This window comes from Pseudomonas koreensis, from assembly GCF_024169245.1.
Taxonomy (GTDB): Bacteria; Pseudomonadota; Gammaproteobacteria; order Pseudomonadales; family Pseudomonadaceae; genus Aquipseudomonas; species Aquipseudomonas koreensis_F.
In genome coordinates this window covers 4,557,100-4,571,197 of the sequence record NZ_JALJWP010000001.1, presented here as the reverse complement: position 1 = coordinate 4,571,197, position 14,098 = coordinate 4,557,100, and the positions used below count along the sequence as shown (strand labels likewise).

The 14,098-nt window shown below is 60.7% G+C and carries 10 protein-coding genes and 1 pseudogene; 4 read left to right on the top strand and 7 right to left on the bottom strand.

All coding sequences use genetic code 11. The features are described from left to right. Positions 1–252: 252 nt before the first annotated feature. Together J2Y90_RS20095 and J2Y90_RS20090 are read right to left on the bottom strand one after the other, a co-directional pair. Positions 253–1,266: pseudogene (locus J2Y90_RS20095) on the bottom strand (aldo/keto reductase). Positions 1,267–1,445: 179 nt separating this feature from the next. Next, on the bottom strand, positions 1,446–2,756 hold the full coding sequence (locus J2Y90_RS20090; protein WP_253502271.1) for an MFS transporter: 1,311 nt from the start codon (positions 2,754–2,756) through the stop codon (positions 1,446–1,448). A 171-nt stretch (positions 2,757–2,927) separates the two neighbouring features. On the opposite strand from J2Y90_RS20090, the gene J2Y90_RS20085 reads away from it, so the two are divergent. The 4 genes from J2Y90_RS20085 to J2Y90_RS20070 all read left to right on the top strand — a co-directional run bounded on the left by J2Y90_RS20085 (position 2,928) and on the right by J2Y90_RS20070 (position 8,562). After that, positions 2,928–4,046, top strand: a complete 1,119-nt coding sequence (locus J2Y90_RS20085) for a sugar diacid recognition domain-containing protein (protein WP_253502268.1) — start codon at positions 2,928–2,930, stop codon at positions 4,044–4,046. A gap of 217 nt (positions 4,047–4,263) precedes the next feature. Next, entirely contained in the window at positions 4,264–5,403 is a 1,140-nt protein-coding gene (locus J2Y90_RS20080; RefSeq protein WP_253502265.1) for a glycerate kinase, read from the top strand. A gap of 304 nt (positions 5,404–5,707) precedes the next feature. Continuing rightward, positions 5,708–7,333, top strand: coding sequence for a methyl-accepting chemotaxis protein (locus J2Y90_RS20075; protein ID WP_253502262.1), 1,626 nt, complete (start codon positions 5,708–5,710; stop codon positions 7,331–7,333). Between the two features lie 41 nt (positions 7,334–7,374). Then, on the top strand, positions 7,375–8,562 hold the full coding sequence (locus J2Y90_RS20070) for a pyridoxal phosphate-dependent aminotransferase (protein ID WP_253502259.1): 1,188 nt from the start codon (positions 7,375–7,377) through the stop codon (positions 8,560–8,562). A 112-nt stretch (positions 8,563–8,674) separates the two neighbouring features. Here the strand turns inward: J2Y90_RS20070 and J2Y90_RS20065 are convergent, their stop codons facing one another. From J2Y90_RS20065 to J2Y90_RS20045, 5 genes are all read right to left on the bottom strand, one after another. Then, a complete protein-coding gene (locus tag J2Y90_RS20065; protein ID WP_253502256.1) occupies positions 8,675–9,640 on the bottom strand; it encodes a 2-hydroxyacid dehydrogenase in 966 nt (321 codons plus the stop codon). Between the two features lie 14 nt (positions 9,641–9,654). Further along, on the bottom strand, positions 9,655–10,953 hold the full coding sequence (locus J2Y90_RS20060; RefSeq protein ID WP_253502254.1) for an MFS transporter: 1,299 nt from the start codon (positions 10,951–10,953) through the stop codon (positions 9,655–9,657). 57 nt (positions 10,954–11,010) lie between these two features. Continuing rightward, complete coding sequence (locus J2Y90_RS20055; protein WP_253502252.1) at positions 11,011–12,030, bottom strand: sugar kinase; 1,020 nt, start codon at positions 12,028–12,030, stop codon at positions 11,011–11,013. Continuing rightward, positions 12,023–12,805 (bottom strand): sugar phosphate isomerase/epimerase family protein, encoded by a 783-nt coding sequence (locus J2Y90_RS20050; protein ID WP_253502249.1) that lies wholly within the window; start codon positions 12,803–12,805, stop codon positions 12,023–12,025. Before J2Y90_RS20050 ends, J2Y90_RS20055 begins: the two co-directional genes overlap by 8 nt. Positions 12,806–12,954: 149 nt before the next feature. After that, positions 12,955–13,983, bottom strand: a complete 1,029-nt coding sequence (locus J2Y90_RS20045) for a LacI family DNA-binding transcriptional regulator (protein ID WP_367399441.1) — start codon at positions 13,981–13,983, stop codon at positions 12,955–12,957. Positions 13,984–14,098 lie beyond the last annotated feature (115 nt).

The following is a 14,098-nucleotide window of genomic DNA, read 5'->3' as shown; positions in this document are numbered from 1 at the left end:
CCTCGCGGCGTGATGGTTGAACAGGGCGCGCAGGATACGTGGTTTTTGTGCTGAATATTGAGCGGATGCTCATTATTTCCCACATTCAGGAGCTAAGAGCAAAACCTGTGGGAGCGAGCCTGCTCGCGAAGGGGCCAGCAGCTTCAGTATAAATGTCGCGTCCGTTGCCGCTTCGCAAGCAGGCTCGCTCCCACATTTGATTGTATAAAACCCGCACTCTGCTTACGCCACTCATCCCCCGTTTGTGCCGTTTTAGGCCTGACGCGGTTTACGCCCCGACACAAAATGGCTCACATCGTTGAAACCCGGTGTCGAAGCATGCCCCGGCGTCACCAGCGAATCGATAAACGCCTCGTCCTCGGCCGTGATTTTCACCGCCTGCGCCAGCGTATAGGCGTCCCACTGTTGCTCGGTTCGCGGCCCGACAATCGCTGACGTCACCGCGCTGTTGTTCAACACCCAGGCAATCGCAAACTCGACCATGCCAACGCCACGCTGTTCGGTGTATTGCTGAATCTGCTGGGCAATGCGCAGCGACTCCACACGCCATTCCGTTTCGAGAATGCGCTTGTCCTGCCGTCCGGCGCGGCTGTTGGCGTCTGGCGTCACATCGGGTGCGTACTTGCCGCTGAGCACGCCACGGGCCAGCGGGCTGTAAGGCACCACACCAAGACCATAGGTTTGCGCGGCGGTGATCTGCTCGGTCTCGGCCTAGCGGTTGACGATGTTATATAGCGGCTGGCTGATCACCGGGCGATCAACGCCGAGTTTGTCAGCGATTCGGATCACCTCGGCGATCCGCCAGCCGCGATAGTTCGACAGGCCCCAATAGCGAATCTTGCCCTGGCGAATCAGATCGCCAATCGCCGACACGCTGACTTCCAAGGGCGTGTTGTGGTCTTCGCGGTGCAGGTAATAGATGTCGACGTAATCCGTGTCCAGGCGCGTAAGGCTGGCTTCGAGTCCGTTGAAAATGTGTTTACGGCTCAGACCGCTGCGGTTCGGCACACCGTCCACCGGGCCAAAACCGACCTTGGTAGCGAGCACCCATTCATGCCGATGACGGGCGATCGCTTCACCGACGATTTCTTCGGAACGGCCATTGGTGTAAACGTCGGCCGTGTCGATGAAATTGATGCCCTGATCCCAGGCCTTGTCGATAATCCGCAGCGAGTCCTCTGCGCTGGTCTGCTCGCCGAACATCATCGTGCCGAGAGTGAGCGTGGAGACCTGCAAGCCCGAGTGGCCCAGTGTGCGATAGCTCATGCCGAAATCCTTTTGTCGGTGGGAAGGGTTTAATCAAATACCAGAAGCGTCAGAGCCCGCAAAGTGAATTGTTGCGTTGGTTAAACGCAAAAAGATCGCAGCCTTCGGCAGTTCCTACAGGTAACGCATTCCAGAGTAGGAGCTGCCGAAGGCTGCGATCTTTTGATCTGCGCCTCTGATTAAGCCCGCAACGCCCGCGTCATCCGCAACGCCAACAGACTCCCGCCGACAATCACCGCCGCCAGCACATACAGTGCCGCATCGGTCGAGCCAGTGCTGTCCTTGACCCAACCCACCAGGTACGGGCTCAAGAACCCCGCCATCTGCCCCATCGAGTTGATCAACGCCAGACCGCCAGCCGCCGCGCCCGCGCTCAGCATCGCCGTCGGCACCGGCCAGAACATCGGCAGGCCGGTCAGTGCGCCCATGGTTGCGATCGTCAGACCAAGAATCGCAATCGCCGGATTCGCCGCAAAATTCACTGCGATCACCAGACCGACAGCACCCATCAGCATCGGCACCACCAAGTGCCAGCGGCGCTCTTTGCGCAAGTCCGCCGAGCGGCCGACGACCAGCATGAACACCGCTGCGAGCAGATAGGGAATCGCACTCAGCCAGCCGATCACCAGGTTATCGCTGAAGCCGAGGTTCTTGATGATCGACGGCAGCCAGAAGTTGATCGCGTACACGCCGCTCTGGATGCAGAAATAGATCAGGCCGAAGGCCCAGATCGCCGGGTTCTTGAACACCGCGAGCAGCGAGTCGGTCGCGGTTTTCGGTTTGTTGGCGAGGTCTTCGGCATGGTCGGCTTCGAGCACCGAACGTTCGTGGGCGTTCAGCCATTTGGCATTGGCGAAGCTGTCGCTCAACAGGAAATACGCCAGCGCACCGAGGATCACGGTCGGAATACCTTGCAGCAGGAACATCCACTGCCAGCCGGCAAGACCACCCTGGCCGGCGGCGAAGTGGTTGAGGATCCAGCCGGAAAACGGGCTGCCGAGCAAACCGGACACCGGGATTGCCGACATGAACAACGCCATGATCCGACCACGACGGAAGGTCGGGAACCACTGCGAGAGATACAGCACGACGCCCGGGAAGAAACCGGCTTCAGCCGCACCGGTGAAAAAGCGCAGGGTGTAGAACTCCGTCGGGGTGGTGACGAACAGCAGGCAGGTCGACAGCGTGCCCCAGGTGATCATCATCAAGGCAATCCAGCGCCGGGGGCCGAAGCGGGTCAGTGCCAGGTTGCTCGGCACGCCGCACAGCACGTAGCCGATGAAGAAAATCCCGGCGCCGAGGCCGTATACGGTTTCGCTGAATTTCAGTGCATCGAGCATCTGCAACTTGGCGAAGCCAACGTTGACCCGGTCGAGGTAGTTGAACAGGTAGCAGATGAAAATGAAGGGAATCAAACGCAGGGTGATGCGTTTGTAGACGGCGTTTTTACCGTCATCGATGGTCTGGGTAGCTGCGGCGCTCTGCGACATAGCGGCTCTCTCTTTATTATGATTTTTTGCGATGCAAAGGGTAACGTTGATCGCCCTGAGAGTCTCGGCCACCTTTGGCCGGATTGTCTTTGTGCCTGAGCACAGGGTTTGCCGCCAGACCCTGTGCGGCTGAACAACCGTTCGTGCCCGAACTGAAGGATTGCCGCCACCATGTTCGAACTCGATCACGACCTTGCCCAGGACATCGTCGACCGGGCCATGGCCATTTTGCCGTACAACGTCAATGTCATGGACAGTCAGGGCCTGATCCTCGGCAGCGGCGAACCGGAGCGCATCAACACCCGACATGAAGGCGCGCAACTGGTGCTGGCCAACGGACGTGTGGTTGAAATCGATGCGCAGACGGCGGTACACCTAAAAGGCGTGCAGCCGGGGATCAATCTGCCGCTGCTGCTCGATCAGCGTTTGATTGGCGTGCTTGGCCTCACTGGCGAGCCGGAGCAATTGCGCACCTACGCCGAACTGGTGCGCATGACCGCCGAAATGCTTGTCGGCCAGCGCAATCAGCAGGCCGAACAACAATGGCGGCGGCAGCGCTGCGATGATCTTCTGGCGTTGCTGTTGAGCGAGGCGGGGGACTCCCCGCGTCTGGTCGACGAGGCGCAGCAGCTTGGGCTCAAGCCGCAATTGACGCGGGTGCCGTGCCTGTTTGAACTGGGGCTTGAGCACGGACCGGGGCAAACCGTAGAAGCTTTGAGTGCATGGCTGACCTCGCGTTATCCCGACAGTTGGTGTGTGAGTTCGGCAAAGTCTTCGCTGCTCTGGTGTCGCCCGGCGAGCCACAACGTCGAGCATGATCGGCTGCTGGAAAAACTCGATGGCCTCGGCTGGAAAATTCTGCGCATCGCTATCGGCGGGCAGGCGGAGGGGCTGGCCGGGTTGCGTCGCTGCTATCGACGGGTCGGCGATTTGCTCGCTTATGGTCGTGACGTCCTGCCACACTCACGGCTGCTGACGCTCAATCGCTATCGCTTGCCGGTCATGTTGTGGCGCCATCGCAACGACGATGCGCTGGACGAACTGCTCAAGCCACTGCGCGAGGTCATCGCCAAGGACAGCAACGGCCAGTTGCTGGCGACCCTGCGCAGTTGGTGCGAGCACGACGGTCAGAGTCAGGCCTGCGCCGAGGCGTTGGGCATTCATCGCAACAGCCTGCGTTATCGGATGGAGCGGATTGCCGAGTTGAGCGGGGTTGATCCGTTGAAGCTGGACGGGATGCTGGCGTTGTATCTGGGGGTGCAGCTGTTGCCGCAGACGGATCCGGATTAATTGGGCGTCTTCAAAGACGCCATCGCGAGCAGGCTCACTCCTACATTTGGAATGCATTCCCCTGTAGGAGTGAGCCTGCTCGCGATGGCGGCGGTACATTCACCGCAGAGCCTTTTGTGGAAATGAACAATAAACGCCGACGCCACTTGTGCACCCGACCGGCGTCAACGCCCATGGCGACTGGCAGCATGAACGCCAATGCAACCGGAGAATTCCCATGAAGATCGTCATCGCCCCCGATTCGTTCAAGGACAGCCTGAGTGCCCAGGGCGTTGCCGAAGCCATCGCCCTCGGACTGGCCCAGGTCTGGCCGCAGGCGACGCTGATCAAGTGCCCGATGGCCGATGGCGGCGAAGGCACGGTCGAATCGATTCTCGCGGCCTGTGAAGGCGAGTTGCGCCGCACCCGCGTGCGCGGTCCGTTAGGCGCGCCGGTGGATGCGGCGTGGGGCTGGCTGCCGCACAACCACACCGCGATCATCGAAATGGCCGAGGCTAGCGGTCTGCAACTGGTGCCGCCGGGTCAGCGCGATGCCTGCATCAGTAGCACGTTTGGCACCGGTGAGTTGATTCGTGCAGCGCTGGATGCCGGCGCGCAACGGGTGATTCTGGCGATCGGCGGCAGCGCGACCAACGACGGCGGTGCCGGGGCGATGCAAGCGTTGGGGGTGAAATTGCTGGATGCGCAAAATCAATCGTTGGTGCGCGGCGGCCTGGCCTTGGCGCAACTGTCGCGACTCGATCTGAGTGGGCTTGATCCACGTCTGGCCGATGTGCGTTTCGACATCGCCGCCGATGTCAACAATCCGCTGTGCGGCGCTCATGGCGCCTCAGCGATTTTCGGCCCGCAGAAGGGCGCGTCGCCAGCGCAGGTTGAGCAACTCGATCAGGCGCTGGGGCACTTCGCCGAACTCTGTGCGCGGGCGTTGGGCAAGGACGTGCGCGATGAGCCGGGCAGCGGCGCGGCGGGTGGCCTGGGGTTTGCCGCCAAGGCTTTTCTCGGCGCGCAGTTTCAGGCGGGCGTCGAGGTGGTGGCGGAACTGGTCGGGCTTGCTGAGGCGGTCAACGGTGCGGATCTGGTGATCACCGGCGAAGGCCGTTTCGATGCGCAAACCTTGCGCGGCAAAACGCCGTTCGGTGTCGCGCGGATTGCCAAACAGCATGCCGTGCCGGTGATTGTGATTGCCGGAACCTTGGGCGAGGGCTATCAGGAACTCTATCAACACGGCATCGACGCCGCGTTCGCCGTTACCAGCGGACCGATGACCCTGGAACAGGCTTGCGCCGAAGCCCCACGGCTGCTGCGTGAACGCGCCACCGATATCGCTCGGGTCTGGCAACTGGCCGCCAAACGCTGATCGGCTTGCCTATGTAGGAGCTGTCGAGTGCAACGAGGCTGCGATCCTTTGACTTTTAAAAGCAGGATCAAAAGATCGCAGCCTCGTTGCACTCGACAGCCCCTACCAAAGGCAGCGGAGCTGGGTTGATTGTTGTAACGTTCCGAAAAATATTTACTGCAGACCCAAAACCTTCCTCAAGCCTGGCCGATACAACGGTCAGGCGCGCACAAAACCATAACCCAGTGACGCCGGACTGCCGCCCGCCAAGGGCCAGTACTCACGGCATGGACGCTCGTAGTTTCTTTCTTTCGAGAGTCCGACCATGTCCCTGCGTAATCTGAATATCGCGCCCCGTGCTTTCCTCGGTTTTGCCTTTATCGCCTTGCTGGTGATTGTCCTCGGCGTGTTCGCCGTCAGCCGTATGACGGTCATTCGTCAGGCGTCGATCGACATGGACACCAACCAATTGCCTAGCGTGACTCACCTCAGCGTGGTCACGGAAAACGTCCTGCGTATGCGCATCCTCTCATTCCGTGTGCTGGTCAATCGCGAACCGGCCAGCCTGCAAGAGGCAGAAACCCGCATCGCTGTGCTGGTCGACAAGGTGCGCAAAGCCCAGACCAGTTACGCCGCGCTGCCGGCAGGCCCAGAGGAGCAAGCGGTCTTCCAGACATTTTCGACCACCCTCGATAATTACCTGCAAGCGCAGAATCAGATGATTGAGCTATCGCGCAAAGGCGATCTGGAAGCGATGCGTGCGTTGATCAACACGCGCATCAAGGAAGGCACCGATCAAATGGGCGAGCAGCTCAACAAGCTGATCGGCATGAATACGGCCGGGGCCAGAGCGGCGGCCACCAAGGCTGGTGAAAACTATGACAGCGCCATCACCGGGATCATCATCGTCGCCGTGATCGCAGCGCTGGCCACCGTATTGCTCGCCTGGTTGCTGACCCGCAGCATCGTCACGCCGCTCAACCGTGCGGTCTTCGCTGCGCAAACCATTGCCGGTGGCGATCTGAGCAAAGCCATCGAAGTCGACGGCAAGGATGAACCGGCGCGCTTGCTCGAAGCCTTGGCCGCGATGCAGACCAACCTGCGTAAAACCATCGAGCAGATCGCCGGTTCTGCCACGCAACTGGGCGCCGCTGCCGAAGAACTCAGCGCCGTCACTGAAGAAGCGTCGCGCGGACTGCAACAGCAGAACAACGAAATCGAACAGGCCGCCACCGCCGTCAACGAGATGACTGCAGCAGTGGAAGAAGTGGCGCGCAACGCCGTGTCGACTTCCGAGGCCTCCAACCAGTCGACCCACGCCGCCCGCGAAGGCCGTGATCAAGTGGTGAAAACCGTCGACGCGATCCAGACCATGACCCACGACGTGCTGAACACCGCACAGATGATCGAAGGCCTCGCCGCGCAGGGCCGTGACATCGGCAAGGTGCTGGACGTGATTCGTGCCATCGCCGAGCAGACCAACCTCTTGGCGCTCAACGCTGCCATCGAAGCCGCGCGTGCCGGCGAGGCTGGCCGTGGTTTTGCTGTGGTCGCTGACGAGGTACGCGCGTTGGCCCATCGCACCGCGCAGTCGACTCAGGAAATCGAAAAAATGGTCGCCGGCATCCAGAACGGCACGGGTGAAGCGGTCTCGTCGATGCAGCAAAGCAATCAGCGTACCCAGTCCACCCTGGAAATGGCCCGCGCGGCCGGTGTGGCGCTGGAGCAGATCACCCAGTCGATCCATCAGATCAACGAACGCAATCTGGTGATTGCCAGCGCCTCGGAAGAGCAGGCCCAAGTCTCGCGCGAAGTCGATCGTAACCTGGTGAACATCCGTGATCTGGCCACACAATCGGCCGCCGGGGCCAACCAGACCAGCGCCGCGACCCATGAACTGTCGCGTCTCGCAGTGGATTTGAACGCCATGGTGGCGCGTTTCGTGATTTGAGATACGGTGAAGGCTGGAAACCGCGCTAACAGGAGACGTAGATGCGCTATTCAGCCTTGACCCAACGAATCGCCGGGGAGGGTGCCGCTGCCTGGCAGATTCACGACCGAGCGCTGGAACTGCGCGACGAGGGCGTCGATGTTTTGCTGTTGAGCGTCGGCGATCCGGATTTCGATACGCCGTTGCCGATCGTCCATGGCGCTATCGACAGCCTGCTGGCCGGTGATACGCATTATGCCGATGTGCGTGGTCGGTTCGAATTGCGCAAGCTGATTGCCGAGCGTCATCGCCAGCGCAGTGGTCAGCGGGTTGATCCTGACCAAGTGATTGTCCTGCCCGGCGCGCAATGCGCGGTGTATTCGGTGGCGCAATGTCTGCTCGATCCGGGTGATGAAGTGATCGTCGCTGAGCCGATGTACGTCACCTACGAAGGCGTGTTCGGCGCCTGCGGAGCCACGGTGATCGCGGTGCCGGTTCGCCCGGAAAACGGTTTCCGTGTCGATCCGGCCGATGTCGCCGCGCGCATCACCCCAAAAACCCGCGCGATGCTGCTCAACAGCCCGAACAATCCCAGCGGCGCCAGTTTGCACTTGCTGATCTGGCAGCAGCTCGCAGCGCTGTGCATTCATCACGATTTGTGGCTGATCAGCGATGAGGTGTACAGCGAGCTGTTATATGAAGGCGAGCACATCAGCCCGGCGAGCCTGCCGGGCATGGCCGAGCGCACCGCGACGATCAACAGTCTGTCGAAATCCCATGCGATGACCGGTTGGCGCATCGGCTGGATGATCGGCCCGAAACCCTTGGCCGAACATCTGGTGAACCTGTCACTGAGCATGCTTTTCGGTCTGCCGGATTTCGTGCAGAAAGCCGCGCAAGTGGCGCTGCAAAGCGATCTGCCGGAAGTTACGCAAATGCGCGAGGAATACCGGTTGCGGCGCGATCTGGTGTGCGAGCGGTTGCAGGGTTGCCCCGGTTTGCAGCCGATTCGCCCGGATGGCGGCATGTTCGTGATGGTCGACGTGCGCCAGACTGGGCTCGGCGCTCAGGCGTTTGCCGAGCGATTGCTGGAAGGTTACGGAGTGTCAGTGTTGGCCGGTGAAGCGTTCGGGCCGAGCGCGGCGGGGCACATTCGAATTGGGCTGGTGGTGGATCGGGTCAAACTGGCGGATGCCTGCGCGCGGATTGCGTTGTGTGCGGTGCAGCTTCTGCAGGCGCGCAGTGCCTGATGGATTTGCGTAGTCTGTAAAGGCCTCTTCGCGAGCGGGCTCGCTCCCACAGAGAAATGCATTTCAAATGTGGGAGCGAGCCTGCTCGCGAAAGCGGTATTACCGCCAACGATTAATTCGGATTCACCAGATTCGCCGGCCGCTGCCCACCCAGCGCCGCCAACAGATTCTCCACCGCACACCGCGCCATGGCCTCACGGGTTTCATGCGTCGCCGAGCCCATGTGCGGCGTCGCCACCACATTGCTCAGCTGCAACAACGCCGAGTCATGATTCAACGGCTCGCGCTCGAACACATCCAGCCCTGCCGCGCGAATGCGCTTGTTGCGCAACGCTTCGATCATTGCCGCCTCATCAACCACTTTGCCCCGTGAGATATTGATGAAGATGCTCTCCGGGCGCATCAACGCAAACTGCTCGGCGCCGATCAAGCGTTCGGTCTGCGCCGTCAGCGGCAAGGTCAGGCAAATGAAATCGGCCTGCTTGAGCAACTCTTCGAGGCTTCGATACTGCGCATCAAAACGCGCCTCCACCGCCGGCTTGCGCGACTGGCTGTGATAGATCACCGGCATGCCGAAACCGAAATGCCCGCGCTGGGCCAATGCCTCGCCGATGCGGCCCATACCGATGATGCCCAGCGTCTTGCCATGTACATCGGTGCCGAAATGCGCCGGGCCGATGTTGCGGCTCCACTGCCCGCCACGGACCATGTTCGCCAGTTCGACCACCCGCCGGGCAGCGGCGAGGATCAGGGCGAAACCGGTGTCGGCGGTGGTCTCGGTGAGCACATCCGGCGTGTTGGTCAACAGGATCTTGCGCCGGCTCAGGTAATCGATGTCGTAGTTGTCGACGCCCACCGAAACGCTGGCGATGGCCTCCAATTGCGGCGCCAGATCGAGCAGGGCGGCATCGAGTTTCAGGCTGGCGCCGAGCAAACCGTGGGCACGGGGCAGGGCGTCACGCAGCTGCATGAGGCCATCGGCGTCGAGGCTCTCGATCAGCGTTACGTCGAATTGCTCTTGCAGGCGCGCCATCAGCGCGGGCGAAAGTTTCTTGTACAGCACGACCTGTTTTTTCATGGCAAAAAGTCCTTTCAGGAATGCGCCGGCACACGCGGTGTGGCGGCGGCTTTGGCGACGACGCGATCACTGGCGCCGGGCTTGAGAAAAATCGTCAGCACCACTGACAGCAATAGCGCGCCGCTCATCAATAGATACGAGGCGCCGGGCGAACCGGTAGAGCTGTTCAGATAACCGACCAGATATGAACCGCCGAACGAGCCGAGCGCGCCCATGCTGTTGATCAGCGCCATGGCGCCGCCCGCGACGTTGGCCGGCAGGATTTCCGGAACGATGGCGAAGAACGGACCGTACGGCGCATACATGCAGGCGCCGGCAATCACCAGCAGCGTGTACGACCACCAGAAATGTTCGGCGCCCAAGGCATACGAGCCATAAAACGCGATCGAAGCGATCAGCAGCGGCGGCCAGACGAAGCGTTTGCGCTTCTGCAACTTGTCCGAGCCCCACGACACCGCGAGCATGCCGATCACCGCCGCCAGATATGGCAGCGCCGACAGCCAGCCAGCCTCGATCATGTCCATCTGCGCGCCGGCCTTGAGGATCGACGGCAGCCACAACACGAAACCGTAGACGCCGATGCTCCAGCAAAAAAACTGCAGCGCCAAGATGATCACCTTCGGCGAACGGAATGCCTCGGCATAGTTCTTCACCGCTTTGATCCCGACCTGTTCAGCGGCGAGGGCGCTTTCCAGATCCTGCTTTTCCTGGTCATTGAGCCACTTGGCCTGGGCCGGACGATCGTCGGCCAGACGCCACCAGATAAACGCCCAAAGCACCGCCGGCAGCCCCTCGATAATGAACATCCAGCGCCAGCTGAAATGCTGCACCAGATAACCCGAGACCACCGACATCCACAGCATGGTCACCGGGTTGCCGAGAATCAGAAAGGTGTTGGCCCGCGAGCGTTCGGCACGGGTAAACCAATGGCAGAGGTAGACCAGCATCGCCGGCATCACCGCCGCTTCGACCACGCCGAGCATGAAGCGAATAACGATCAGCCAGTAGGCGTTGGAGACCACGCCGGTCAGCGTGGCGAGGCCGCCCCAGAGAATCAGGCTGACGAAAATCAGCTTCTTCACACTGTGCTTTTGCGCGTAGATCGCGCCCGGTACCTGGAAGAAAAAGTAACCGAGAAAGAACAGCGCACCGAGCAGCGAAGACAGGCCTGGGGTGATCATCAGGTCTTCGGCCATGCCCGATGCAGCGGCAAAGCCGTAGTTGGCTCGATCGAGATAGGCCAGGCTGTAAGTGATGAACACAATCGGCATGATGTACCACCAGCGGCGGGTGGCGAAGGTTGCGGTTTTCATCGGTGTGACTCCTGAGCTTGTTGTTTTTGTCGCAGCAGGTTCAAAAATTTGCGTTGCCTAGGCAGGCCTCTTCGCGAGCAGGCTCGCTCCCACATTTGATACGCGTTCCCCTGTGGGAGCGAGCCTGCTCGCGAAGGCGATCTCGAATTCAGCTCTCAACTCCAGAAGGGTTGGAAGGCCCTCCATATCCCCGCGACTCTGCACCGCGCGACTGCCAATCCAGTTCGCCCGCTGCACCGCTTCGGCAAAGCTCTGATGCTCGAGCAGGGCACTGATCATCCCCACCGCAAAGCCATCTCCGGCGCCAACCGTATCGACGACATTGGCCACCGGCACGCCAGCGACGAAACCCTGATCCAGCTGCGTGCGGTAGTAAGCTCCTTCAGGCCCGAGCTTGATCGCCACCGCTTCCGCACCTTGATCAATATAAAACGCAGCGATGTCCGCCGGGTCGTCAAAGCCGGTGAGCAAACGACCTTCGCTCAAACCCGGCAGCACCCAGTGTGCAAGGGCGGCGAGGCGGTTGATCTCGCGGATCATCTCGCCCTCGCTGGCCCACAGGCTCGGCCGCAGATTGGGGTCGAAGGACACGCTGCGCCCGGCGTTGCGCATGCGGGTCATCAGTTCGAAGGACATTTCCCGTGCCGAGCCGGATAGCGCCGGTGGGATACCGGTGGCATGCAGATGGCGGGCGTTAAGCAGGTTGTCAGTGATGGAGCGCGGCGACAGGTGACTGGCCGCGGAGCCACGGCGGAAGTATTCGACTTGCGGGTCGCTGCCATCGTCATTGCGCGATTTGAACTGAAACCCGGTCGGATGGGTTTTATCGACTTCAACGTGGCTGCAATCCAGACCTTCCTTGATCAACGTCTCGACCACAAAGCGCCCGAGTGAATCATTACCGACCCGGCTCAGCCAGGCGACGTTGAAACCCAGCCGCGACAAGCCGATCGCTACGTTACTGTCGGCCCCGGCAATACGTTTATGAAACTGCTCGACCTTCGCCAGATCACCGGTCTGTTCGGCAACCAGCATCGCCATGGTTTCACCGAAAGAAAGAATATCGATCTCAGACATGAGCTGGCTCCAGGCGCGATTGACCAAGGCGGGCGAGGGCGGCGACGTGTTCGCGGGTCAGTTGCACCAGGTCATCGCCTTGCAACGGGTATTCGGCGGCGCGCATAACGCCTTGGTCCATGTGCCGCAGCAGTTGTTCCCACAGATGCAGGTCGCTGATGGCTGGTGGTACGGCGACCAGTTTGCCGTCGGCGCGGCGAGCCACGGCTTTGCAATGCACATAACCGACATGACGGCCGAGCGCACGTGCAGCGCTGGCGGCAGACTGGTCTTGCCAATGCCAGTTGCCGATATCGAAAGTCATCTTGATCGGCAGGTTGTGCTGCTCGACGGCGGCGAAGAAACGCTGAAACGGCTCGATGCGACCGCCATGCAGGGTCTGGTCGTTTTCCACCAGCAACTGCACCGGGCTGGGCTTGAGTAGCTCGGCCAGTGCCTGCAAGTCAGAGTTGTCAGTGAAATAGCCGAGCGACACTTTCAGCCACTTCGAACCGAACACCTGGGCCTGTTGCAGCGCGGTAATCAATTCGGGATTGGGCTGCGCTTGCCCTGCGAGCCAAAGTTCGGTGGGTGAGGAATAAATGCTTTGCAGGCCCTGCGCCTGGGTAGCCTGAGCCAGTTGCGCCGGGTCTTCACGGGTCAGCAGCTCTTCGCGCCACTCGATGCGATTGGCCCCGGCCGCCGCGAGAATATCGATGAAGGAATCCTGGCCACGCTGGCGCACAAGCTCGGCGCCGTAGCTGGACAGACTGATGGAAACGGCTGGTTTATTCATTGTTTTGACCTCTGAAACCGGTTTCATTTTTATTCAAAAAAATATCAGGTGTTTCTGCGTTGTTCCCTCGGGCGCTATCGCGAGCAGGCTCACTCCTACAGGGGACGCATTCCAAATGTAGGAGTGAGCCTGCTCGCGATAGCGTCAGATCAGACACCGCCAACCTCACGGGTCGACCCACGCTCAATAAGCACCGGCGCAAAATCCACAATTCGCGCCACCTCATCATCACCGTGCAAGCGCTTGAGCAAACAGTCGAACGCCCGCGCGCCTATCTCTTGTGTCGGCTGAGCCAGCGCGGTAATCCCGCTGCCCACCAACAGATACCAATCCAGATCATCCAGCGCAATCAGCCCGACATCCTCGAACAACCGAACATCCAATACTCGCAATGCCGATGTGGCCGCCAACGCCGCCACACCATTGGCGCAAAAGAGCGCTTTCGGGCCCTTGCCGGATGTGTTTAAAAATGTTTGAAGTTGCGCGTTCAGAGCGTCGCCGGTTTCCAGCACCGCACCGGCCAATCCCGAGCGCTGAGCAATCTGCGCCTTGAAACTGCTGACCCGCTCGATCCGCGAACTGGTGCCGTCAAACGGTTCCGTGACCATCACCAGATCCCGATAACCGCGCAGCTCCAGATGCGCGAGCGCCATCTCTATCGCCAGCGGGTTGTTCAAGCCGACCATGTCGCTGTCGAGCCCATCGACCTTGCGATCGACCAGCACCAGTGGCATCTCGCGGCGCAGCTCATGCAATTCGTCACGGTGATGGCCCAGCGTGTTCACGATCAGCCCTTCGATGTTGTACGAGCGCAACAGCGCCAGATGCTGGCGCTCCTGCTCGTCATCGCGGTCGGTGTTGCACACCACCAGGCTGTAGCCGTGCGCACGGCAGGCGGTTTCCACCCCGTGCATCACGGCAATTGAATAAGGGTTACGGATATCGGCGACAAGCATGCCGATCAGGCGCGTACGCCCGCGTTTCAGGCCACGGGCCATTTGGTTGGGGCGGTAGCCCAGTTCGCTGATGGCTTGTTCGATGCGCAAGGCAATGGCGTCAGACAGCAGGGTGCGGTCATCACCGATGAAACGCGACACGCTGGCCTTGGACACGCCTGCGCGTTCGGCAACATCAAGCATGGTGACGCGGCTGCGCTGGGCGGCGGAAAAGTCGTTCACGGTCTGAAACCTTGTTATTGGATTTATAGGCCCAAGGCGGAAATCACCCTGAAACCGGTTTCAGGAAACACCAGAAACAAATCGGCCGTCAAGTGAATGGTTGTGAGGTTGCCCG

Bases quoted from the DNA above. Each gene is read 5' to 3' on its own strand.
- J2Y90_RS20070 (WP_253502259.1), top strand. From the start codon at position 7,375: ATGCGCTATTCAGCCTTGACCCAACGAATCGCCGGGGAGGGTGCCGCT.
- J2Y90_RS20085 (WP_253502268.1), top strand. From the start codon at position 2,928: ATGTTCGAACTCGATCACGACCTTGCCCAGGACATCGTCGACCGGGCC.
- J2Y90_RS20060 (WP_253502254.1), bottom strand. From the start codon at position 10,953: ATGAAAACCGCAACCTTCGCCACCCGCCGCTGGTGGTACATCATGCCG.
- J2Y90_RS20075 (WP_253502262.1), top strand. From the start codon at position 5,708: ATGTCCCTGCGTAATCTGAATATCGCGCCCCGTGCTTTCCTCGGTTTT.
- J2Y90_RS20055 (WP_253502252.1), bottom strand. From the start codon at position 12,030: ATGTCTGAGATCGATATTCTTTCTTTCGGTGAAACCATGGCGATGCTG.
- J2Y90_RS20080 (WP_253502265.1), top strand. From the start codon at position 4,264: ATGAAGATCGTCATCGCCCCCGATTCGTTCAAGGACAGCCTGAGTGCC.
- J2Y90_RS20090 (WP_253502271.1), bottom strand. From the start codon at position 2,756: ATGTCGCAGAGCGCCGCAGCTACCCAGACCATCGATGACGGTAAAAAC.
- J2Y90_RS20065 (WP_253502256.1), bottom strand. From the start codon at position 9,640: ATGAAAAAACAGGTCGTGCTGTACAAGAAACTTTCGCCCGCGCTGATG.
- J2Y90_RS20050 (WP_253502249.1), bottom strand. From the start codon at position 12,805: ATGAATAAACCAGCCGTTTCCATCAGTCTGTCCAGCTACGGCGCCGAG.